Origin of the sequence: Flagellimonas alginilytica (assembly GCF_042134605.1) — a bacterium.
Taxonomy (GTDB): Bacteria; Bacteroidota; Bacteroidia; order Flavobacteriales; family Flavobacteriaceae; genus Flagellimonas; species Flagellimonas alginolytica.
Genome location: NZ_CP169638.1, coordinates 2067283 through 2090002, shown reverse-complemented (window position 1 = coordinate 2090002; position 22720 = coordinate 2067283). Strand labels below are relative to the sequence as shown.

Genomic DNA, 22720 nt, shown 5'->3' with positions numbered 1-22720 from the left:
TTATTTTTGAATTAATTATTACTTCATTTTTTTTGCTATCATTAGGTAGTATTAGTTTTTAAAAACAATTTCTCGCCGAAATAGATTAACACCATCAATATTGCTGCAACAACCACAACTAAAATGTCACTACTCGCTTTTATCCATAAAAAAGCTCCGAGAACGACTACATCGAGAAAAATTGCAGTTATCAATATTGCCGGTTTAGCATCTACATCTTGCCTTAAGTTTCTTAGTACGCCCCAATGAATTCCGATATCCATTATTAAGTAAAATATTGCTCCCAATGAGGCAATTCTTGTTAGGTCAAATAAAATGGTAAGTGCTAATGCTAAGACAACCGTATACACCAGCATATGCTTTTGTAACCGACCTGGCATCCCGAAATGCTTATGAGGTATCAGTTCTTTTTCGGTCAACATTGCCGTCATTCTCGAAACAGCAAAAATACTGGCAATAACCCCTGAAATTGTTGACACGATAGCGATACCGACTGTAAACCAGAGTCCATACTTTCCAAAAGCAGGTCTAGATGCTTCCGCCAAGGAATAGTCTTTAGCTTTTATTATTTCATCAATAGAAAGGTTAGATGAGACTGCAAAGGCCACCAACATATATACGACCGTACAAATAAGCAATGAAATAATGATAGCTCGACCTACATTTTTATTAGGATTGATAATTTCACCACCACTATTGGTAATTGTGGTAAAACCTTTATAAGCTAAAATTGATAATGCCAGAGCACCTAAGTAGTTGGTTAACGGATATTCAGTTAGGTTTTCTGAAGGAACAATTTCTGAAAACGAGAATCCTGCTGCCCAAAGTCCACCAATGGCAAATATGGCTATACCACCAATTTTAAGGATTGCCATTACCAAAGAAGACTTTCCTATGATATTATTACCAGAGATATTAATTAGAAAAGCAATTACCAATAGTATTACCCCTAAAATGGGCACCCATACACTATTTTCCCCTACATCAAATAACTGCAATGTGTACGAACCAAAGGTTCGGGCTACCAAACTTTCATTGATTATCATTGAAAGAGCCATTAATAAAGCTCCTGAGGCAGTCAATGCACTTTTACCATATATCTTTTTTAAATACATAGCAATTCCTCCCGCTGAAGGGTAGGCATTGGACATCTTAACATACGTGTAGGCACTGAATCCTGAAATAATGGCTCCTATCAAAAATGCATATGGGAACCATTGCCCAGATAATTCGGCTACCTGACCCAATAATGCAAATATTCCGGCACCTATCATCACACCTGTACCTAACGATACCGCACCTGTTAAACTGAGACTATTTTTTTTATACTCTGCCATTTTTAAAATCGTGCTAATAGACCGCCACCCCAGCCGTATCGATTGTTATAGTTTCCTTGTATTGAAAAATTTCTAGAGAGGATGTACGAAAGACCTACCAACCATTGTGTTTCGCTCTCATAAGAGCTATCTCCTAAATCATTGACCCATCCAAAGTCTGCTCTGTATTCGTATTCGCCTTCCAGAAAAATCCTAGGAAAAATCAATAGCTCCCTATCCAGGCGTACCCTTGGGCGTAGTTGATGGTCCATACTCACATCTACATTGAACCTGTAGGGCGTAAAGTATTTTACCCCAATAAGACCAACAGTATTTAACTCATCAAAGGAATCAGGTATTTCCGTTTCGGTGTTTACACCTACATAGAGACGTACCCAGTCATTTAGGTACCTATTGTAATTTACTTCCGCCTCAAGGTTTTTGTCATAATCGAATTCTGCTCTCAATCCAAATTCATTGCGGATGTTGCTGGATGTTAAAAAGAGTTCGTTAAAGTTTGAGCCTGCACGAACCAATCCCCAAGAATAATAATGGTCTGTTTCATCGATGAGTTTTTGAACGGGAAAATCTTCCATTCTTTTATCCCTTGGGGTATCATAACTAAACACCCTTGCCATACCACCCATCATATGATATAGGACGTGACAATGAAAGAACCAATCACCGTACTCTTCATTGTAGAACTCTATAACCACTTTCTGCATTGGCGGTACATTGACGGTATGCTTTAATGGTGAACGTTCCCCATTTTCATTGATGACCCTAAAATAATGACCGTGCAAATGCATTGGGTGGTGCATCATCGTTAAGTTGTTGAGTGTTATTCGGGTTACTTCTCCACTTTTGATTTTTATTTTATCGGTCTCTGAAAGTGGTACACCGTTCATACTCCATACGTAACGTTGCATATTTCCGGTAAGGTTCAACAGAATATCGTTTACAGGCAAATCAGCTTTGAATGTGGTATTTTTCTTTGCCTTTAAAAAGTCGTAGTTGAAGTAGGTTTTCCGTGCGCTATAATCAAAAGAGGCCGTATCCTTCTGCATCATTTGCATATCGTGACCCATATGGTCATTTGCTTTCATATCTTTTTGATTACCCATTTTACCATCGTTCATTGACATTTTATCGTGCATTCCAGTTTTCATCTGGCCATCTTTCATATCCATCTTCATTCCATACTTCTGCATTAAAACTTCAGGTGTATTCTTCTTTTTGTTACCTACCATTGCAGGGGCTCCCATTTTCATATCCATTTTTCCCATTTGTTTCATCATCTCTACTTTATCAGGTCTGTCTATTCTTTTGGCTGGATAAAGGGTGCCACTACCTAATTGTACAGAGGTATGACCAGAGCCATCTTGGGCTGTTGCGGTAATTTCTAATGTGCCTTTGGGAATTGTTACAATAACATCATATGTTTCAGCTATACCAAATAGAAACCGGCTTTTAGATACGGGCTGTACATCAATGCCGTCACTAGATACCACCATTGGGTTTCCTTCCCCAAAATCCAGCCAATAATAAGTTGAGGCCGATGCGTTAATAAAGCGAAGACGCACTTTTTCGCCTGCTTTAAATTCTGGATACTCCGCCAATTTTTTACCGTTGGACAAGAATGCGGGGTAATAAATATCGGCAATATCAGCGCCCTCCATACGGTCTCTCCAAAATTTAAGCTGGGCACCAAGAGCACCTTCTGAAATAACCCTGCTCAATGGTACCGCAGTTCCTTTTTTAACTTGATACCACTCGTTACCTCTTTTAAGGTTTCGCAGAACGTTCATTGGCTTTTCATTCGTCCAATCTGATAATACCACGACCAAATCTTTATCATATTCCAAGTTTTTCTCTTTTGGGTGAATGATGATAGACCCGTAAACACCTTTCTGCTCTTGTAGCATTGTATGGGAATGATACCAATATGTACCCGATTGGTTGATTGGGATTCTATATTGGAAAGTTGTTCCTGGTTCAATAGGCGGTGTGGTTAAATAGGGTACGCCATCGTAAAAATTGGGAAGTATCAATCCGTGCCAATGCACAGAGGTTTCTTCGTCCATTTTGTTGGTGACGTTAATAATGGCAAGGTCTCCCTCATTAAATTCTAAAACAGGACCAGGAATACCACCGTTTAAGGTCATTGCATTGGCAGTAACACCACCAAGTGTCATTTTATTTTCTTCAATGGTAAGGTTATATTCCTTTATAATTCGTCCTTCTTCTTTTCTATCTTGCCCGTTTGTTCCTACCTGAGCGAAAACTGAAGTGGTAATTAATAATAATGTGAATGTTTTTAATATCTTCATAATTAATTGCTTAAATAATTGATTATTGTGGATTGGATATAATAGTTTTTGATAGATTCAATCTGATTGATTTGAAACTTCAATTGCAACTCTTGTATATCCAGCACATCGTTAAAATCGATAGTTCCGGTTTCATAACTTTTGATTAAAATTTCTTCACCATCATTAGCTTTCTTTATATTCTTTGTTTGTGTATTGAAACTAATCCTAGATGAAACACGGTTATTTACTGCCTGTTCAAGTAAGGTTTCCAACCTATTTCTGCGCTCATCTTTCTGTGCAGTGATTTCCTGTTGCTTTAATTTATTCTGCCGGGTTCTTGATTTATATTTATTATTAAAGATGGGTATGGATAAGGATACCATTGGCATTACTATATCCTTACCATTATCACTGAAATCCATATTGGGCCTTTCGGCAACGGTTACATAGTCCAATCCAAAACCGAGGTTCGGTGCTGATTCTTTTTGATTTAAAATCTCGGATTTATCGACGGATTCATATAGCTTATCATATTTGATGAGCTCCGGATGTAATTCCAATTTACCTCTTTCCAAAATTGGGTCTTGCTCTGGTAATGAAAGGGTATCAAAGACCTCCACAGCAATAGTCTCATCTCTGTTCAACAGATTATTGAAGAGTGATTGTTCCGCCAGATAATCCTGTTCCAGTACTTCTTTGCGTTGTTCCAACTCGTTTTGCCTTATTTGCAAACGAAGCACATCTACCGCAGATGCATTACCTACTTCTACAGATGTTAAAGCCAACCGTTCATAGGTTTCCAAAAGCTCAATATTCTCATCTAAAACGCGTTGTTTTGCCCTTATTGCGTATAACTTGTAATAGGATTGGGAAACTGATAATGCCAGCCTTCGTTTAGCTATAACTAAATCTTCATATTGTGCATCGGCAAGAGAGCCTGCGTAGTTTTCTCTTGCTGTTATGGTACCAAACCAGGGTAACATTTGTTTTACCGATAATCGTACCTCTTGTGCTCCAGTTCTGGTTTCAGGTTCGCTTACAAAGTAGCCGGCACTCACTTCGGTGTTTGGAAGAAAGTTTACCTCATTCACCTTTTCAGAAGCAATGTTGTACTTGAGCTCAAAAGCCTGAATTTCTGGATTGTTCTTTTCGGCTTCTAGAATATAAGTCTCTAATTGCTGTGCTTTGGTAACACCTACAACTAACAATCCTAATATTAAAAAGATTACTTTTTTCATCTACTTATTCTTTAATTCTTTTTACTAGAAATTCTTCCTTCCAACTGTACAGTACAGGTACTACAAACAGTGTAATTAATGCTATTAACATTCCGCCAAAACTTGGTATAGCCATCGGTATCATAATATCACTACCACGACCAGTGGAAGTAAGTACTGGTAACAATGCCAGAATTGTAGTAGCCGTAGTCATCAAACAAGGACGAATACGTTTTTGCCCAGCTTCTACCACTGAGGCCCTAACGGATTCTAGTGTTTTTGGCTTGTTTCTATCAAAAGTTTGGGTCAAATAGGTAGCCATTACCACACCATCGTCAGTTGCAATACCAAACAAGGCTATAAACCCGACCCATACGGCAACACTCAGGTTAATGGTATGCATTTGGAAAAGGTCACGTAGATTCTCACCAAAGAAGCTAAAGTTCAAGAACCAGTCCTGTCCATAAAACCAAATCATCAGAAATCCTCCTGCAAAAGCCACGGCGATTCCAGTAAATACCATCAGTGATGTTGCTACAGAGCGGAATTGGAAATACAAAATCAGGAATATGATGACCAAGGCTAAAGGCACTACAACGCCCAACGTCTTTTCAGCCCGCAACTGATTCTCATAAGTACCTGTGAACAGGTAGTTAATACCTTTAGGAACGATGAGTTCGCCACTATCAATTTTTTCTTGAATTAAGGCTTGTGCATTTTCAACAACATCAACTTCGGCATAACCATCTAACTTGTCGAAAAGCACGTAGCCTACCAAAAAGGTATCTTCACTTTTGATAACCTGTGGCCCTTTTTCATACCTGATAGTAACTAATTCGCTAAGAGGAACAGGTTTTCCTTTTTCGACCGGAACATAGATATTCTTCAAATCATTTGGATTTGCCCTAAGTTCTCTTGGGTAACGCACCCGAACTCCGTATCGCTCTCTTCCTTCAACCGTTTGAGAAAGTACCATACCTCCAACAGATACCTGCAGTACTTGCTGTACCTGTTCTATAGATATTCCATAGCGGGCGAGTCTTTCCCTGTCTATATCAATCAATAAATATGGTTTACCCACGATTCTATCAGCAAATACTGCTTCATCTTTAACACCATCTGCCTGTTTAAGTATATCTTCAAGCTGTATTCCAAACGCTTCAATCTCTTTAAGGTCTTGACCTTTTACTTTGATTCCCATTGGCGCTCTCATTCCGGTTTGAAGCATTACCAGGCGAGTTTCAATGGGCTGTAGTTTTGGTGCTGATGTAACTCCTGGAAGTTTTGTAACCTTTACGATTTCCTTCCAGATATCATCTGGTGATTCAATATCTGGTCTCCAATTTCTAAAATATTCTCCATCTTCATCTGGAATCAACAATTTAGAATTAACCTGATAAAATTCCTTTTTTATTTGGCTTTGATGTTTAGAATGGTCATTAATATCATCGTTAGGGTTAATGACCAGAGAACCATCTTTGAGCATAAACAGGCCATCATCATTAACTTTAAATTTTTGTCGCTCTCTATCTTCATCTAAAATATATTCTGGCTTATAAAGAATAACATTTTCATACATAGACAGTGGTGCAGGATCCAAAGCAGATTCTGTACGTCCGGATTTACCTACTACGGTTTCAATCTCAGGAATACTAGCAACAGCCATATCCAACTGTTGTAAAACTCGCTTGTTTTCTTCTACCCCTGCGTGAGGCATTGAGGTCGGCATTAAAAGAAAGGATCCCTCGTTAAGTGATGGCATAAACTCCTTGCCGGTATTACGCATTATCATAACCCCGAAAACAACGATTGCAGTTGGTATAGAGAGAAACAAGAGTTTATTACGAAGTGCCCAGTTTAGTATCCGAACATACTGCTTTCTGAATAAGGTGAATACTCCTAATAACCCAAAGCAAATAAGCCCTACAAATATGAGATTCCAAAAGATACTTTTATCAACGCCCAGTGGTCTCCAATATTCAGCTAGAAGAAAAACAATGGCAAAGGCAGAAATAAAGATGTTGATAATATTTCCTTTTTCAGAAGAAATTTTTCCTTTTAATAGAAGTACTCCTGTTACCGCAAATGCTATAAGAATTAATCCGAGAAGATGGCCATACACAATGGCAATCAAGCCTAAAATAGCCAGTACACTATTAAGCACATAGCTAAACGTAGTTTTTAGGTTCCGCTTCTTGAAAATAAATGCGGCAAAGGGAGGAATCAGGAATAGTGCAACAATTAATGATGCCGCCAAGGCCATAGTTTTGGTAAACGCCAATGGACGGAATAACTTTCCTTCTGCCCCTATCATTGTAAATACAGGAATGAAACTGATAATAGTCGTCATCACAGCAGTTAGGATGGCTCCAGAAACTTCTGCCGTGGCTTTATACACTACTTCATTCATAGACAAGCCTTCATCATTTTCATCTATATGCCTAATTACATTTTCCGATAGAATAACTCCCACATCTACCATCGTTCCTATGGCAATTGCAATACCAGATAAGGCTACAATATTGGCATCTACACCAAACATCTTCATCGATATAAAAACCATCAAAACAGCAACTGGTAATAACCCTGAGATTAAGGCCGAAGCCCTTAGGTTAAACACCATTATGATAATTACAAAAACGGTAATGAGGATTTCTAGCGTTAGTGCTTCATTAAGTGTTCCTAATGTTTCTTGTATCAACTCAGTTCTATCATAAAAAGGAACTATAGTTACCTGAGAGGTTCGCCCATCACTTAATGTTTTGGTAGGTAACCCAGCACTTAATTCATTTATTTTTTCTTTTACATTATTGATGACTTCCATTGGGTTGGCGCCATAACGTGCTACTACTACACCTCCAACAACTTCTGCTCCTTCTTTATCCAAAAGCCCTCTTCTGGTTGCAGGTCCGTGGGTTACTCTAGCTATATCCTTAATACGGATTGAGGTATAATCTTCGGAGGTGACTACTGCATTTTCTAGATCTGCTAAGGATTCGATATAACCCAAACCCCGAATCAGATATTCCGCCTGATTTATCTCCAATGTTTGGGCACCAATATCTCTATTACTCTGTTTGACCGCTTTGACGACTTGATTCAGACCAATATTGTATTGTTTCATCAGTTCTGGGTTCACATCAACTTGATACTCCAATACATACCCTCCAATAGAAGATACCTCTGAAACACCACTCGCTGATGACAAAGCATATTTAACATAAAAATCCTGAATGCTTCTCAATTCCTGAAGGTCCCATCCACCAGTCACATTACCATCTTCGTCACGTCCTTCAAGGGTATACCAATAGATTTGACCAAGCCCCGTTGCATCAGGACCTAAAGCAGGATTTACACCATCAGGAAGTAAACCTGCAGGAAGCGAATTCAGCTTTTCGAGAATACGACTACGGCTCCAGTAGAATTCTATCTCTTCTTCGAAAATGATATAGATACTTGAAAATCCGAACATAGAATTGCTACGTATCGTTTTTACTCCTGGAATTCCAAGAAGGGAAGTTGTAAGCGGGTAGGTAATTTGATCTTCAATATCTTGAGGAGAGCGACCATCCCATTTAGTAAATACTATTTGTTGGTTTTCTCCTATATCTGGAATAGCATCTACCGCTACTGGGTCTCTTGGCAAGAAGCCGGTTTCCCATTCAAAAGGCGCATTAACAATACCCCAACCAATGAAAAGCGCTAGTAGCAAAACCGCTACTAACTTATTTTCTATTAAAAATTTGATGCTTTTATTTAGCATAAAAAAGAGTTTTAAGTAATTAAAATTTTGTTATCAAAAACAAAAACAAGCAGTTTAGTCCATACAATTTAATGTTGGACTACAGTACTAATTACTTAAAAATCAAATAAGGAAAGTCTGGTCTAAAACTTGAACATCCCTGACCAATGGGGGCGGAGAATAATCTCTAAAAGAAGTATTATCTGTTTCCTGTTCTGTAAACAGATTTATATATGAGTAAATGAATGTAGCAACTAATATCTGTTGCTCTTTATTTAACTTATCGAAGGAAAGCTTTAAATTATCTTGACCATCTACAACTAATTGCTCATTACTACAGCAATCTTTTTTAGTCAAACTACATTCTGAAGAAGCCGGTTTCTGCTTAGCTTCCATACCACAGGTTTTCACAGAACCAAACACGGAGGTATCCACTAGAGCATCCCCACAATAATGGCTTTCAATTGTGAAAGACAACGTGGATAGGAACACTAAAAGTGCCATACAAAAGGATACTATTTTATAAAATACCTTCTTCATTTGTTCTGCAAAGCTACAAAAATTTTAACATTTTAATTTTGTTTAACAAAATTTTTAGAACAAAGACGAGATTTGAATACGAAATATTTAGTGTTTCCAATTTCACAATCTTACATTTTGATTGTAATGAATTAAGTTAAATAAAAAATATTTAGATTAATTCTAAATAACATTGGTGTTTTAAAAACAGTGTGCTACATTTGCCCTCTATTTAAAATCATTCTAAATAATTTACTGCAAATGAGAACTCTAATTTTTCTATTATTTGTTTTGCAATCAGCCACAATGTTGGCTCAGACAGACCCTCAAAAAAAGGACACCATCCAACAAAAGACAGAACGCTTAAATGAAGTAATTGTGACGGCCAATACGATACTGGGCAGTAAATTTGAGGTTAAAAACAAAACGGGCTCAGCGAGCTATATCTCTGAAGAAGATTTAAAAAAGTTTTCATACACAAATATCAATAGGGTTTTACAAACCGTTCCAGGGATTAATATTTATGAAGAGGATGGTTTTGGACTACGACCAAATATAAGTTTACGAGGTACATCGCCTGAACGCAGCGCAAAAATAAACTTGATGGAAGATGGAATTTTAATTGCACCCGCACCGTATAGTGCACCGGCTGCCTATTATTTCCCTACCATTGGTCGTATGCAGGCCATAGAGGTTTTAAAGGGAAGTAGCCAAATTCAATATGGACCAAATACCACAGGTGGTGCCATTAATATGATATCTTCCCAAATTCCAAATAGGTTTTCTGGAAGAGCTTCTATTGCTTCAGGAAATTATGGCTCAAAAAACACGCAATTAGTTATTGGCGACAGTTTTAAAAATTTTGGATTTGTAACGGATTATTTTAATTATAATTCTGATGGTTTTAAAAATCTCGATGGCGGTGGCAATACAGGATTTGATAAATCTGATTATTTGGCCAAATTTAGGGTCAACTCAAATTTAGATGCAAAAACGTATCAGTCACTAACATTTAAAATCCAATATTCTGAAGAAGAAGCGAACGAAACTTACTTGGGATTGACCGATGAAGATTTTGAAGAAAACCCTTATAGAAGATACAGGGCATCGTCAAAAGATGTAATGAACGCCGAACATCAACAATACCAACTTACCCATTTTATACAAGTATCCCCTTCGATAAATATAAGTACTACTGGCTACCTGAATAAATTCAAGCGCAATTGGTACAAATTGGACGACGTAAATTTAGACGAAAGAGTGAGCATTGGTAAGATCCTGTCCGCACCACAGGATTATCCATTAGAATTCCAAACCATCTTAGGAAATGAAAACACCCAAAACGATGTTATGGGCATAAAGGCAAATAACAGAACATACACCTCAAATGGTGTTCAATCCATTGCTAAATTACGATGGGATTCGGATTGGCTACAAACTTTGGAAGCAGGAATACGTTACCACGAAGACGATGAGGACCGCTTTCAGTGGGTGGACAGGTATGCGTTTCAAAATCAAGAATTAATACGAACTACCGTAGCCGAAAAAGGCACCAATGCCAACCGTATAAGCAGTGCAAAAGCATTGGCGGCACACCTATTGTACACCGTAAAGTATGAGAACTTAACCTTAACACCTGGCTTGCGCTATGAAAATATTACATTAACACGAATGGATTATGGCACCAACGATCCAAACAGAACTGGACAGGATTTAGCTATTCGCAAGAACAGTGTAGATGTATGGATTCCTGGCATAGGCGTAAATTACAGATTCAATAACTATGTATCGGTCTTCGGTGGGATACATAAAGGGTTTTCACCACCAAGTAATACACCGGGACAAAATGCAGAAGAAAGTATTAATTATGAGTTGGGTTCTCGATTTGGCTTTAAAGGATTATCAGGGGAAATTGTTGGGTTTTATAATGATTATCAAAACCTTTTGGGCAGTGATTTGGCAGCTACTGGCGGTACAGGAAGTTTGGACCAGTTTAACGCTGGTGAAGTCCGCGTAAGTGGCATTGAACTTTCATTGAATTATAATCTTCTACAAAATACCTCAAAGAAATACAAACTTCCTATCTCGATTTCCTACACTTTTACGGATACCGAATTCCTGACAAGTTTTGAAAGTAATGAGGATATCTATGGTCTAGTTACCAAAGGAGACGAAATACCCTATATCGCAAAAAACCAACTAAATGCTAGATTAGGGCTACAGCATCAGAGATTTGAGGTAAACTTAAATTCAAGATACACAAGTGCTTTTAGAACACAGGCAGGTTCTGGACCTATCCCAGAAAATTTCAAAGTAGATTCTAATTTTATCGTTGACTTATCTGCCCTCTATTTCATTGATAAAAACATTACATTATCGTCTAATATTATGAACCTTTTTAATTCAAAATATGCAGTATCAAGAGTTCCGGCAGGATTACGTCCAGGACATCCATTTGGTATAAGCTTTGGTTTAGCATATGAGTTTTAAAATAAAATTTAGAAACTGACAAAAATCATTATTCTGTTTAATCTTTAGATTTATATTTGTATGAATGGAAATCTGTTTAACACTCATAATTAATTAATAATAAGCATATTAATAGTGCAAACCCATTTTATTCATATGTTAAACAAAATTTCTTAACTTTACAATTTGAAAACGTTTTTTACAAAAATATTATCCTTCTTTTTGGCAGCATTTATATTACTGTCAACTTCTTCCTTTACGGTGAATATGCATTTTTGCTGTGATAAATTAGTGGATATGGCATTCTTCAGTAAAGCTGAAGCTTGTAAGGATAAGGTTCAAAAGGAAGATAATCCTTTTAAAAAATGTACATCATTACAAGAAAAGGATTGTTGCGACAATCAAACTATCCTAAAAGAAGCTAATGATACCTTCAAAAAATCAACTACGGTTTTAGAGGTCGAAAATTTGGTTTTCTTAAAATCATTTATTTATTCCTACATCAACCTTTTTGAAGGACTAGATAAAAACACAGTTCCTTCCGAAGCCTATAGGCCGCCCTTATTGTCTAAGGATATACATACGCTTTACGAGATTTATTTAATTTGATTTTCTACATCGCAGTAAAAGCCCTTTTTACTGCTCAATTAGTTGTAGCCAGCGCATAAGCATTGGCTATAAACAGTTGTACCCTATTCCCTACAGCCTTATTTACACATTACCCTGTAAACAGACAATTACAGGATAAGCTATTGAGCAAAAGTTCAATACAATACCTTATTAATATGACACAACCAAAAGAATTTTGGGTTAAAAATATGGTGTGCAGTCGTTGCTTAAAAGTAATAAAGCAAGAACTACAAGAACTAGGAATAATCGTCCTTTCCTTAGAACTAGGAAAGCTTTTAGTAGAAGCACCCGGGATAAGCGATGCGCAAATTAACCAAGACGTAACCAAAGTGCTGCACGCAAATGGCTTTGAGATTGTACAAAGTGAAGAAGATATGCTCGTTGAAAGAATAAAAATTATTCTAATTGAACAACTTAATGAACTGCCTTTAACCTTAAAGGTTAAGACTTCAGAACATTTGTCATCCACCCTTCACAAAGATTACAAAGCGCTGAGCAAACTGTTCTCATCTAAGGAAAAGACCACTATTGAAAAGTACTTTATAAGATTAAAAATTGAAAAAGTAAAGGAACTCATTCAGCTTAAACAACATTCTTTTTCTGACATAGGCTACTTATTGGATTACAGCAGTGTAAATCACTTATCCAGACAGTTTAAGGATGTAGTTGGAATGAGTATGACAGATTATAAAAATACAGAAAATTGGAAGCGTAATTATTACGATGAAATTATATAGATAAGAACGAAAGTTATGCAGATTGATGGTCTGCTTTACACTTAAATTTAATGACAACTTAAATCAATTATTATGAAAACAAAAAAAAATCTATCCATTATCACTCTTGTAGGGCTGTTATTCATCCTGCTTATGAGTTTTACTAAAGCGCCTAATAGTGGATATGAGGCTATATCGCAAGACAAATGGGTCGCACCTGCAAGTGCCGATAAAATCAAGAATCCATTGAAAGGCGATGCGAAAGCTACCGCATCTGGAAAGAAAATATATAAAATGCTATGCTTTGTTTGCCACGGCCCTAAAGGGAAAGGTGATGGTATGGGCGGGACAGGGCTTAAACCGAAACCAGCGGATTTAACGAGTGAAATTTTTCAATCACAATCAGATGGAGCAATTTTCTGGAAGATAGAACAAGGCCGTTCACCTATGCCCTCATACAAAACCTCAATCCCAGAGAAAAAACGCTGGGAACTTATTAACTATTTAAGAACCCTGAAATAATGAAAAAGCTAATCTTATCACTTTTCGTGTTTGTTTTTGGCTATCAACTTTATGGTCAAACATACAACACTTTCGAACCGAGTAAAACCCAATTTATGTTACGTGGTTACGGACATACTGGGTTTGAATATATGGATTCCAATGATGAAGCAGAATCTACATTCTTAGGTTTAACCTATGCACCAATCTTTCTCTACAAACATTCGGATAGGTTAATGTTTGAAGCTGAATTAGAATTTAAATTAGAAGGAAACGAATTGGAAATTGGTCTTGAATACGCCGATGTGATGTACGTGCTCAATAAAAATATAACGGTTAGAGCAGGTAAATTCCTCTTGCCATTCGGAACCTTTATGGAACGATTGCACCCTGCCTGGATAAATCGACTACCTAACGCACCATTAGGATATGGTCACGATGGTATCGCGCCCTCTTCTGGAATTGGCGTAGAACTTCGAGGTGCATTTGATTTGGGAGGCCCACGGCTTAATTATTCCATCTACTCAACTAACGGTCCAAGATTAAATGATGGCAGTGAAGAACCTGAAGAAGCGGGTATTTTACAATTCGAAAATTTTGAAGATAACAACCTAGCTAAAGCCTATGGTGGTAGAATAGGAATACTTCCATTTTCGGATTCATCGGCAGAATTAGGGTTTTCAGCCTACTCGACAAGCGGAACTGGCGAAGAAGATTCTCAATATGAAGATGTGGGCGCCTTTCTTTTTGCTCTAGACTTTTCATATGTAAAGCCTATATCGCCATTAAAAGGAATTGTAGATATCAAAGCCCAATACAATAACTCTAATGTAGATACAGCAACCTTTATAGAAGTCCACGAAGATGGAGACGCTGAAGAATACTCGTTCGATAATCAAAGTAACTCATTTTATGCGCAACTAAGCTACAGGCCTACTATGGTCGAAAGTGATTTTATGAAGAAATTAGAGTTCGTAGGGCGCTACTCAGATTTTAATGCGCCCGAGGGTGCAGAATGGGAAGAAGCATCAGTTCAATATGCCTTTGGACTCAACTATTGGTTAAGCTGGCGCTCAGTAATAAAGCTAAGTTACCAAACTACCGAAACTGAAGGTGGCCACGGTGCAGATGGTATTACCAATACTGATGGGTTATTTATCCATTGGGCAATTGGATTTTAATTGAATCATAAATCAAGAGATATGAAAAGCATACATAAAATTACAGTAACTGTGGCATCGATTCTTGTTGTTCTAATAACAATAGTCGCTTGTACATCTACAAAAGAAGTTTACACGCCTGTTCTAGAAAAAGAGGTAGCAGATAGTGACCAAGAATTTAAAATAGAAAAATCAGGAGCTCAACTTTGGGGCGAAGTATGTAACAGATGTCATATTGCACCTTCGCCTTCAGATTATAACGATACAGATTGGGAAACCATTAGTCTACATATGCGAGTAAGAGCAAATCTTACGGAAAAGGAAAGCAAAAAGATTGAAGAGTTTCTAAAATCTGCTAATTAATAGCTGATAACCCATTCCCTTAGTAGAATAAAAAAATTTCGGGGAATGGGTTTAAAAAACAAATAATAATCTTAAAACAAAATATGATGAAAAACACACTTTTTCTTTTAATCACAATTGGACTTTTAAGTCTAAGCAGTTGCAAACAAGACACCAATACCCAAGCATTACTGGAAAATACTCAAACTCGTACCGAGATTTTCAACGCCATTTCTGAAAATCACGAATATATGTCTGCCTTTATGAAACAAATGCAAGATAATCCACACGCAGTGCAAATGATGCAAGGGAATAAAAAAATGATGGGCAATATGATGAAAGGTCAGGGTATGAAGATGATGATGAAAGACAGTATGATGATGAAAAATATGATGCAAGGAATGATGGAGAATATGCAGGGGCGTCATACTATGATGCAAGAAATGATGAAGGATGGAAAGATGATGGGCAATATGATGCAAATGATGCACAAAAAAGGAATGATGAGCGAAGATTGTATGCAGTCCTGTATGAAGATGATGGGCGACAAGGGAATGGATATGGAGGGAATGAACAAGATGGGTTCTTCGGAAAAAGATGACCATACTACACATCACTAACAAAATCTAAACATTAAACCATTATGAAAAACAATCACTGGATATGGATGATTATTGGCTGTGGCTTACCACTTCTATTCATTTTTTTAGCGCCTTCTTTTGGTATAGGTGGAGGCTCATCCCTTTTCATCTTCATACTATTTATGTTCGCTATTCACCTATTTATACCACACGGGTCTCACGGCCACGGAGGTCACAGACATAACAAAGAGAACCATAACGCTCACAAGCATAATCAAAAGAAGTCTGATGATGGTTCAACAAATAAAAGTAAAGAACATCAACACCATTAATATCAAACGCAATGAAACAAAAATTTCAAATAAGCGGAATCAGTTGTGGCGGATGTGTTGCTAGGGTCAAGAAGACATTGGAAGACCATCCCAATATTGAAAAAGTAGAGATTTTTTTAGCACCAAAAGGTGCCACAATTATTTCTATGAACGAAACGCTCTCGCTTCAAGACATACAAAAGCAACTTGATGAGCTTAACGGATATACAATTTCAAAAATAAATCAATAACAATTTAAAACTAACAATTATGCATTTATACGACGGACACTTTGGAGGTATGCACCTTATATGGTGGATAATATGGATTATTTTCTTGGCTTGGGTATTCTTTATCCCAACAGACATTCCATATCAAAAAACAAAGAATGACAACCCACTTGATATTTTAAAAAAGCGCTTTGCAAAAGGCGAAATATCAAAGGAAGAATTTGAAGAATCAAAAAAGATTTTAAAATCAGATAACTAATCTTAAATCATAAAAATATGTACCGATTAAACATAAAAAAACTTGGTTTTGCCTTCGGACTTACCGGAGCGTTAATTTACTTAGGCTGTATGATAGTGATGTCAACAGCAGGAAGGGAAGCAACGATAGATTTTTTCAATAGCCTTTTACACGGCTTAGACACAACAAGTATAATTAGGATGGATGTGCCCTTGTGGGAAGCTGGTTTAGGAATTGTACAAACCTTCATTCTCGGATGGCTTATTGGCGCTTGCATAGGAGCTTTTTACAACGCTCAATTAAAAGTTAAAAAATAGGAGGTGTAACCTTATGCAATTTGTCTGGTTTATATGGTCATTAATAATTCTTGCTCTTTGGGCGGGCATCTTTCTTTATAAAAAACAATCAAGAAAAGAAATGCTCAAAATGAGCTTGATTACTATGCCTTTTGGCTTGACAGAACCATTATTTGTACCAGAATACTGGATGCCACCGTCACTTTTTGATTTAGCAGAAAAAACAGGTTTTGATATTGAAAGTCTCATTTTTTCTTTTGCTATCGGTGGTATTGGCGTGGTGCTTTACAATCTAATTTTCAAGCAAAGCCTTGTTAAAGTAAACCAAACAGAAAGAAATCAAAGAAGACATCGCTTGCATAAATATATCTTATTTATACCTGCTGTAGTCTTCCTTTTCCTAGCACTATTTACAACGCTCAATCACATTTATTGTGGCATTATAGCCTTATTTATTGGGGGTTTATCCACGCTATACTGTCGTCCAGATTTAAAAAGAAAGATTTGGGTTGGGGGAATCTTGTTTACCATTCTATACTTCATTTATTTCGGAAGTATACTTCCGTTCTATCCTCAATATGTGGAGCTGTATTGGAATCTCGACAACCTAACCCATATTCTTATTCTGGGAATTCCCATTGAAGAATTATTGTTCGCCTTCACCTTTGGGATGTATTGGTCTGGTCTATACGAACATTTGTATTGGCATAAACTAATAAGCTTAAATAAAACTAAAAATCAATAAAAATTTAAAAATGAAATCAAGACATTTTAAACAACAGAAAAAGGAACCTGTAGTAGTAACAGCAGTAAATCCAAATATAAGAATTTACAAGCTATTATTAAGTATTCTATTTTTGATTCTGGCCTCAATTGTATTGCTCTCGTGTTCCAACGAAAAGAAGGAAAAGGCCGAAACAGCAACGCTAACAGTCACAAAAACAAATCCCGTTCAAACTAATCCTGTTACTACGTTTCAAATACCTTATGAAGTTGTACCCAACGATAAAGTCTGTATGGTTAATGACAGATTTATGGGGGTAAAGCAAATACCAATAGATGTAGATGGCACAACTTACTATGGGTGCTGTCAAGGCTGTGTTGAAAAACTTCAGAAAAACATAGATAATGTCCGGTTTGGAAGTAATCCAATCGATGATACAAAAGTAGACAAGGCAACCGCTGTAATCGTTCAGGATAAAAATAAGGGGAGTGTCTTTTATTTCGCAACAAAACAAGATGCCCAAAACTTTATAAATAAAAACAAAGCTTAGGATATTTCTATTAATAAAACATAAAAATATGAAGATAGTATTGGCTATAGACGGTTCAGATTTCAGCAAAATAGCCGTTAAGGAACTTAACAGAATAACCTTGCCAGCAAGTACCGAGATTTGCATTATAAATGTTTATGAATTTCCCACAGCTATAGGTCCAGAACTGATGGCTACCGGCGGTAGCTTGAACAATTATTTTGAAGAATTTATAAGTGGTGCTAAAAAATTGGGTGACAAAATTGTTTCGGATGCTAGTGATACTCTTAAGAGTATGAACAAAACACTTACTATAACTACTAATGTTGTTAGTGGAGCACCCAAAAATGTGATTCTTGAAAAGGCTGAAGAATGGGATGCCGATTTAATAGTAGTCGGCTCTCAAGGTCAGGGTGCGCTTTCACGCCTGTTATTAGGTTCAGTTTCCCAATACTTGGCAACTCACGCTAAATGTTCGGTTATGATAGCAAGGGATAAAAGTGAAAGGTAAAACTCTTTGGTTATAGCTAGAGAATCTAGAATGAATATGGAAAATAAACACGTTCATAATAAAATGCCAAAATCCGTTTGTAGCGTTGCAGATGATATATGTCTTCCGGACACCGATTATCCACGCGTGGTTATTGTTGGTGGTGGCTTTGCAGGTTTGGCCTTGGTAGAAAAGTTAAAGAACAAAAAGGTACAAGTAGTTTTGTTTGACAAAAACAACTTTCATCAGTTTCAGCCATTGCTCTACCAAGTGGCAACGAGTGCCTTAGAGCCAGACAGCATCGTCTTTCCATTTAGAAAGCAATTTAAAGGCTATAATAATGTAATATTCCGCTTGGCCGAAGTTGAGGAAATTCAACCCTCATCAAATATACTTATAACTTCCAAAGGAAAGGTTCAATATGATTATCTGGTACTTGCTACGGGCACGACTACCAATTTCTTTGGTATGGATTCCGTAGCCCAGAACAGTTTAGGAATGAAGGATATTCGAGATTCATTGAACATTCGCCATATGATGTTGCAAAACTTAGAACAGGCTGCTATTACCTGTGATGACAAGGAACGTGATGCGCTGACCAATTTCGTCATTGTAGGTGGTGGTCCCGCAGGTGTGGAAATGGCAGGAGCCTTGGCAGAGTTTTGTAAGTACATCCTTCCTAAAGATTACCCAGAATACCCTTCTTCTATTATGAATATCTATTTGATAGAAGCTTTTGATGAACTATTAAGTACAATGTCAGACAAAGCATCATCGAAGACCTTAAAATATTTAGAGGATTTGAATGTAAAAGTGCTACTCAATGAATCCGTCACCAATTATGATGGCAATAGAGTTACTACAAAAAGCGGCAAGGTTATCTTAGCTAAGAATCTAGTTTGGACAGCAGGTGTAAAAGGCCAATTTCCAAAAGGTATCGATAAAAAATATGTAGTTAGAGGCAACCGTATTAAAACCGATTCGTTTCTAATGGTTGAAGGTTACAGAAACATTTTCGCGATTGGTGATATAGCCGCCGTAATTACAACTGATAGGCCAAAAGGGCATCCACAAGTAGCCCAAACCGCTATACAGCAAGGCAAATGGCTGGGTAAATCATTATTAAAAATCATTAATAACGAAGCCCCAAAACCTTTCGAATATCAAGACAAAGGTTCATTGGCCACCGTAGGAAAACGCAAAGCAGTAGCCGATTTAGGCAAATTCAAATTTGGAGGTTATTTCGCTTGGTTATTATGGTCTATCGTACACTTAATGTCCATAAGTGGCTTTAGAAATAGATTGATGGTTGGTTTTAATTGGGCGGTTAGCTATTTCACCTATGAAAAGAGCAACCGCCTGATTATTAGAAATTTCAACAAACCATCAGAATCAAAATCCACGACCAGTGTGCTAACTGCAGTTAAAAACTCAACTGTCAATGATTAAAGGAACTGTACATAATAGCGTCTGGAATATAACTAATAAAGTATTTAGTAACACAGGTATTGTACTATTAATAGCAGTAATAATAGCTATGCTTTGGGCAAATTCACCTTGGCAGAGCATCTATCAAAACATTCTAAACACCACTATTTCATTTAGTATTGGCGATTTGCAATTGACCGAGCCATTACTACTTTGGATTAACGACGGATTAATGGCTTTGTTCTTTCTTCAAGTAGGCTTAGAATTAAAAAGAGAAATATTAGGCGGTAAACTATCAACACCTCAAAATGCTATATTGCCCATTGGTGCCGCTATAGGAGGAATGGTGTTTCCAGCTCTTATATATTTTATCTTAAATCCTAGTGGCGAAGCATCACAGGGTTGGGGAATACCTATGGCTACCGATATTGCTTTCTCTTTGGGCGTACTAGCACTTTTCGGAAAACGCTTACCCATTGCATTACGTGTATTCCTAGTAACACTTGCCGTGGTGGACGATTTGGGAGGCGTGTTGGTAATTGCACTTTTTTACACTTCTGGCATCTCTACAATGGATTTGTTTCACGCTTTTCTTTTCTTTGGATTATTAATTATTGGAAATTATGCAGGTGTTAGAAAAACTTGGTTCTACGCCATCATAGGTATTGGCGGTGTTTGGCTAGCTTTCTTCTTCTCAGGAGTACACCCTACCATTGCTGGAATACTAACAGCCCTAGCCATACCAGGTCGTGTAAAAATAAACGAGGCTACATTTTCGCAACGCCTTGCTGCATTACACAAAAAGTTCAAACAAGAAAAGCCCGTAAAAGGGTCGCTGATTTCTCATTCTCAATTAGAAATACTCGAAGAAATTAAAGTTACAAGTTCTGAAGCCGAAACACCACTTCAAAAGCTCGAAAATGCCTTAAATCCATTTGTGAATTTTATCGTATTGCCCTTATTCGCTTTTGCTAATGCAGGTATCCATCTTCACGGCAAAGTTTTAGAAGTACTTACTCACCCTGTAAGTTTAGGAATAGGTTTTGGTCTCATATTCGGAAAGTTCATTGGTGTGGTCTTATTTTCAAGAATTTTGGTCATTCTAAAATTAGCGAAACTTCCTAAGAACATCACTTGGTATCATATATACGGAATTGCCTTTTTAGCAGGTATTGGGTTTACAATGTCACTTTTTATAAACGAATTGGCTTTTGCCAATGAGAAATTTATATATACCGCTAAAGTCAGCATTTTATTTTCTTCACTAATTGCGGGCATTATCGGTTCCATCATATTAATAAAAAATAAAACACCTAAAATAATATAAAAATGAAAAATATAGCAGTAATAGGATATGGAGTTATCGGAAAGAGAGTGGCAGATGCCATCAACCTACAAGATGATATGAAACTCATAGGAGTATGTGATATAATAAGTGATTGGCGCATTCAAAATGCAGTAAGGAAAGAGTATGACATCTACGCCGCAACTCAAGAAGCCGCTAATAAAATGAAATCTGAAGGTATTATCGTAAAAGGAAATATGCAGGAACTTTTAAATAAATCAGACCTTGTTGTGGATTGCACACCTAAAAAGGTTGCGGCCCAAAATGTGGCAATCTATAAGGAACAGCGCATCAAATTTATATTGCACGGTGGTGAAAAACACGAAACTACAGGGCATTCATTTAGTGCCGAAAATAATTATGAATCAGCTCTTTATCGGGATGCGACTAGAGTAGTCTCTTGTAATACAACTTCCATACTGAGAACGTTAACCGCATTAAAAAGAGCTGACTTGTTGGATTATGCAAGGGGAACACTTTTAAGAAGAGCTACTGACCCTTGGGAAAGCCATTTAGGTGGCATTATGAATACAATGGTGCCTGAAAAGGATATTCCAAGCCATCAAGGGCCAGATGCTAAAAGCGTCGACCCAGAATTAAATGTAATTACCTCTGCGGTAAAAGTACCCCAAACCTTAAGTCATATGCACTATTGGAACGTGAAATTAAAAAAACAGACAACTAAGGAAGAAGTGCTAAAAGCGTTTAAGACTTCCACCCGAATCAAACTAATTCGTTATGACCAGGGTTTGGTTTCAAACAACACCATTAAAGAAATGTTTTTAGATATGGGGCGACCTTGGGGCGATATGTACGAAGTAGCCCTTTGGGAAGATATGCTCAAAGTACAGGGCGATGAGCTGTTTTATGCCTACATCGTCGATAACCAGGCTATTGTAATCCCAGAAACCATAGATGCCATTAGAGCATTAACAGGCATAGAAAAAAATGCTTCAAAATCCATTCTAAAAACAAACAAAAGCTTATCAATCAACTAAGAAAAAATAGCAATGGATAATACCAATAAAATAAGAAAACGCTATGATAGGATTGCCGGCTATTTTGACCTTTTGGAAAAACCTATGGGTACAAGCGGATTTGATAAATGGCGCAAAGAACTTGTTAATCAGGCTAAGGGAAAAACTCTTGAAGTTGGCGTGGGTACAGGTAAAAACCTACGGTATTATAGCACTGAAATGGATTTAACTGCTATTGATTTTAGTAAAAAAATGCTTGATAAAGCGAAAGCAAAATATAAGGATGACCTACCAAGAACAAGTTTCTTGGAAATGGATGTGGAAAATATGGACTTCAAAGATGAATCCTTTGATACAATCCTAACAAGCTGTGTGTTTTGCTCGGTACCAAACCCTGTAAAAGGTTTAGAAGAAATTAAAAGAGTCCTCAAACCTAACGGACAGCTGATTATGCTTGAACACGTCCGGAGCGGCAACAAGATGTTGGGCACTCTTATGGATTGGTTCAATTTTATTCCCCTCTATATAATCGGTGATAATATTAACCGAAGAACAGATGAAAATCTTAAAAAAGCAGGATTCGAAAACATCAAAGAAACTAGGCTATGGAGTGACATTGTAAAATTTTTCATCGTGAAGAAATAAAT

General features: G+C 37.1%; 22 protein-coding genes. 17 read left to right on the top strand and 5 right to left on the bottom strand.

From position 1 onward, the window contains the following. Window positions 1–41: 41 nt before the first annotated feature. From ABTP35_RS09200 to ABTP35_RS09180, 5 genes are all read right to left on the bottom strand, one after another. On the bottom strand, window positions 42–1337 hold the full coding sequence (locus ABTP35_RS09200) for an APC family permease (protein WP_009778910.1): 1296 nt from the start codon (window positions 1335–1337) through the stop codon (window positions 42–44). 2 nt (window positions 1338–1339) lie between these two features. Then, entirely contained in the window at window positions 1340–3646 is a 2307-nt protein-coding gene (locus ABTP35_RS09195; RefSeq protein ID WP_087524313.1) for a multicopper oxidase domain-containing protein, read from the bottom strand. Between the two features lie 2 nt (window positions 3647–3648). Further along, complete coding sequence (locus ABTP35_RS09190; protein WP_087524312.1) at window positions 3649–4866, bottom strand: TolC family protein; 1218 nt, start codon at window positions 4864–4866, stop codon at window positions 3649–3651. A 4-nt stretch (window positions 4867–4870) separates the two neighbouring features. After that, the gene (locus ABTP35_RS09185; protein WP_087524311.1) at window positions 4871–8608 is read right to left on the bottom strand and encodes an efflux RND transporter permease subunit; all 3738 of its coding nucleotides are present in this window, start codon (window positions 8606–8608) and stop codon (window positions 4871–4873) included. Window positions 8609–8710: 102 nt separating this feature from the next. After that, window positions 8711–9091 (bottom strand): hypothetical protein, encoded by a 381-nt coding sequence (locus tag ABTP35_RS09180; RefSeq protein ID WP_292969049.1) that lies wholly within the window; start codon window positions 9089–9091, stop codon window positions 8711–8713. Window positions 9092–9367: 276 nt separating this feature from the next. On the opposite strand from ABTP35_RS09180, the gene ABTP35_RS09175 reads away from it, so the two are divergent. The 17 genes from ABTP35_RS09175 (at window position 9368) to ABTP35_RS09095 (ending at window position 22718) form a co-directional block, all read left to right on the top strand. Continuing rightward, window positions 9368–11596 carry a TonB-dependent receptor domain-containing protein gene (locus ABTP35_RS09175; RefSeq protein ID WP_293296924.1) on the top strand — a complete coding sequence of 743 codons (2229 nt, stop codon included), beginning with the start codon at window positions 9368–9370 and terminating at the stop codon, window positions 11594–11596. A gap of 165 nt (window positions 11597–11761) precedes the next feature. Continuing rightward, entirely contained in the window at window positions 11762–12184 is a 423-nt protein-coding gene (locus ABTP35_RS09170; protein ID WP_292969045.1) for a hypothetical protein, read from the top strand. 176 nt (window positions 12185–12360) lie between these two features. Continuing rightward, window positions 12361–12942 (top strand): AraC family transcriptional regulator, encoded by a 582-nt coding sequence (locus ABTP35_RS09165; RefSeq protein WP_281139002.1) that lies wholly within the window; start codon window positions 12361–12363, stop codon window positions 12940–12942. Between the two features lie 72 nt (window positions 12943–13014). Then, window positions 13015–13443: a cytochrome c gene (locus ABTP35_RS09160; protein ID WP_293296926.1), complete on the top strand. Its 429-nt coding sequence runs from the start codon at window positions 13015–13017 to the stop codon at window positions 13441–13443. Further along, complete coding sequence (locus ABTP35_RS09155) at window positions 13443–14603, top strand: hypothetical protein (protein ID WP_293296928.1); 1161 nt, start codon at window positions 13443–13445, stop codon at window positions 14601–14603. The genes ABTP35_RS09160 and ABTP35_RS09155 overlap by 1 nt, the downstream gene beginning before the upstream one ends. A 21-nt stretch (window positions 14604–14624) precedes the next feature. Continuing rightward, window positions 14625–14945, top strand: a complete 321-nt coding sequence (locus tag ABTP35_RS09150) for a hypothetical protein (RefSeq protein ID WP_292969039.1) — start codon at window positions 14625–14627, stop codon at window positions 14943–14945. A gap of 83 nt (window positions 14946–15028) precedes the next feature. Next, complete coding sequence (locus ABTP35_RS09145; protein ID WP_313777853.1) at window positions 15029–15544, top strand: hypothetical protein; 516 nt, start codon at window positions 15029–15031, stop codon at window positions 15542–15544. 304 nt (window positions 15545–15848) lie between these two features. After that, the gene (locus ABTP35_RS09140; protein ID WP_281139004.1) at window positions 15849–16067 is read left to right on the top strand and encodes a heavy-metal-associated domain-containing protein; all 219 of its coding nucleotides are present in this window, start codon (window positions 15849–15851) and stop codon (window positions 16065–16067) included. Between the two features lie 19 nt (window positions 16068–16086). Continuing rightward, complete coding sequence (locus ABTP35_RS09135) at window positions 16087–16305, top strand: SHOCT domain-containing protein (RefSeq protein ID WP_281139005.1); 219 nt, start codon at window positions 16087–16089, stop codon at window positions 16303–16305. A gap of 17 nt (window positions 16306–16322) precedes the next feature. Continuing rightward, window positions 16323–16601 (top strand): DUF5676 family membrane protein, encoded by a 279-nt coding sequence (locus tag ABTP35_RS09130; protein ID WP_293296930.1) that lies wholly within the window; start codon window positions 16323–16325, stop codon window positions 16599–16601. A 13-nt stretch (window positions 16602–16614) separates the two neighbouring features. Continuing rightward, window positions 16615–17325, top strand: coding sequence for a lycopene cyclase domain-containing protein (locus ABTP35_RS09125; RefSeq protein ID WP_375334181.1), 711 nt, complete (start codon window positions 16615–16617; stop codon window positions 17323–17325). Window positions 17326–17335: 10 nt separating this feature from the next. Next, window positions 17336–17854: a hypothetical protein gene (locus ABTP35_RS09120; protein WP_272852121.1), complete on the top strand. Its 519-nt coding sequence runs from the start codon at window positions 17336–17338 to the stop codon at window positions 17852–17854. 28 nt (window positions 17855–17882) lie between these two features. Beyond that, window positions 17883–18344 (top strand): universal stress protein, encoded by a 462-nt coding sequence (locus ABTP35_RS09115; RefSeq protein WP_272852120.1) that lies wholly within the window; start codon window positions 17883–17885, stop codon window positions 18342–18344. 36 nt (window positions 18345–18380) lie between these two features. Continuing rightward, complete coding sequence (locus ABTP35_RS09110; RefSeq protein ID WP_272852119.1) at window positions 18381–19772, top strand: NAD(P)/FAD-dependent oxidoreductase; 1392 nt, start codon at window positions 18381–18383, stop codon at window positions 19770–19772. Beyond that, window positions 19765–21078, top strand: coding sequence for a Na+/H+ antiporter NhaA (gene nhaA, locus ABTP35_RS09105; protein WP_272852118.1), 1314 nt, complete (start codon window positions 19765–19767; stop codon window positions 21076–21078). The genes ABTP35_RS09110 and nhaA overlap by 8 nt, the downstream gene beginning before the upstream one ends. Window positions 21079–21080: 2 nt before the next feature. Further along, complete coding sequence (locus ABTP35_RS09100) at window positions 21081–22094, top strand: type II glyceraldehyde-3-phosphate dehydrogenase (protein ID WP_272852117.1); 1014 nt, start codon at window positions 21081–21083, stop codon at window positions 22092–22094. A gap of 12 nt (window positions 22095–22106) precedes the next feature. Next, complete coding sequence (locus ABTP35_RS09095) at window positions 22107–22718, top strand: class I SAM-dependent methyltransferase (RefSeq protein ID WP_272852116.1); 612 nt, start codon at window positions 22107–22109, stop codon at window positions 22716–22718. Window positions 22719–22720 lie beyond the last annotated feature (2 nt).

Coding starts and splice junctions, on each gene's coding strand:
- ABTP35_RS09200 (WP_009778910.1), bottom strand. CDS start 1,337: ATGGCAGAGTATAAAAAAAATAGTCTCAGTTTAACAGGTGCGGTATCG.
- ABTP35_RS09195 (WP_087524313.1), bottom strand. CDS start 3,646: ATGAAGATATTAAAAACATTCACATTATTATTAATTACCACTTCAGTT.
- ABTP35_RS09190 (WP_087524312.1), bottom strand. CDS start 4,866: ATGAAAAAAGTAATCTTTTTAATATTAGGATTGTTAGTTGTAGGTGTT.
- ABTP35_RS09185 (WP_087524311.1), bottom strand. CDS start 8,608: ATGCTAAATAAAAGCATCAAATTTTTAATAGAAAATAAGTTAGTAGCG.
- ABTP35_RS09180 (WP_292969049.1), bottom strand. CDS start 9,091: ATGGCACTTTTAGTGTTCCTATCCACGTTGTCTTTCACAATTGAAAGC.
- ABTP35_RS09175 (WP_293296924.1), top strand. CDS start 9,368: ATGAGAACTCTAATTTTTCTATTATTTGTTTTGCAATCAGCCACAATG.
- ABTP35_RS09165 (WP_281139002.1), top strand. CDS start 12,361: ATGACACAACCAAAAGAATTTTGGGTTAAAAATATGGTGTGCAGTCGT.
- ABTP35_RS09160 (WP_293296926.1), top strand. CDS start 13,015: ATGAAAACAAAAAAAAATCTATCCATTATCACTCTTGTAGGGCTGTTA.
- ABTP35_RS09155 (WP_293296928.1), top strand. CDS start 13,443: ATGAAAAAGCTAATCTTATCACTTTTCGTGTTTGTTTTTGGCTATCAA.
- ABTP35_RS09150 (WP_292969039.1), top strand. CDS start 14,625: ATGAAAAGCATACATAAAATTACAGTAACTGTGGCATCGATTCTTGTT.
- ABTP35_RS09145 (WP_313777853.1), top strand. CDS start 15,029: ATGATGAAAAACACACTTTTTCTTTTAATCACAATTGGACTTTTAAGT.
- ABTP35_RS09140 (WP_281139004.1), top strand. CDS start 15,849: ATGAAACAAAAATTTCAAATAAGCGGAATCAGTTGTGGCGGATGTGTT.
- ABTP35_RS09135 (WP_281139005.1), top strand. CDS start 16,087: ATGCATTTATACGACGGACACTTTGGAGGTATGCACCTTATATGGTGG.
- ABTP35_RS09130 (WP_293296930.1), top strand. CDS start 16,323: ATGTACCGATTAAACATAAAAAAACTTGGTTTTGCCTTCGGACTTACC.
- ABTP35_RS09125 (WP_375334181.1), top strand. CDS start 16,615: ATGCAATTTGTCTGGTTTATATGGTCATTAATAATTCTTGCTCTTTGG.
- ABTP35_RS09120 (WP_272852121.1), top strand. CDS start 17,336: ATGAAATCAAGACATTTTAAACAACAGAAAAAGGAACCTGTAGTAGTA.
- ABTP35_RS09115 (WP_272852120.1), top strand. CDS start 17,883: ATGAAGATAGTATTGGCTATAGACGGTTCAGATTTCAGCAAAATAGCC.
- ABTP35_RS09110 (WP_272852119.1), top strand. CDS start 18,381: ATGGAAAATAAACACGTTCATAATAAAATGCCAAAATCCGTTTGTAGC.
- nhaA (WP_272852118.1), top strand. CDS start 19,765: ATGATTAAAGGAACTGTACATAATAGCGTCTGGAATATAACTAATAAA.
- ABTP35_RS09100 (WP_272852117.1), top strand. CDS start 21,081: ATGAAAAATATAGCAGTAATAGGATATGGAGTTATCGGAAAGAGAGTG.
- ABTP35_RS09095 (WP_272852116.1), top strand. CDS start 22,107: ATGGATAATACCAATAAAATAAGAAAACGCTATGATAGGATTGCCGGC.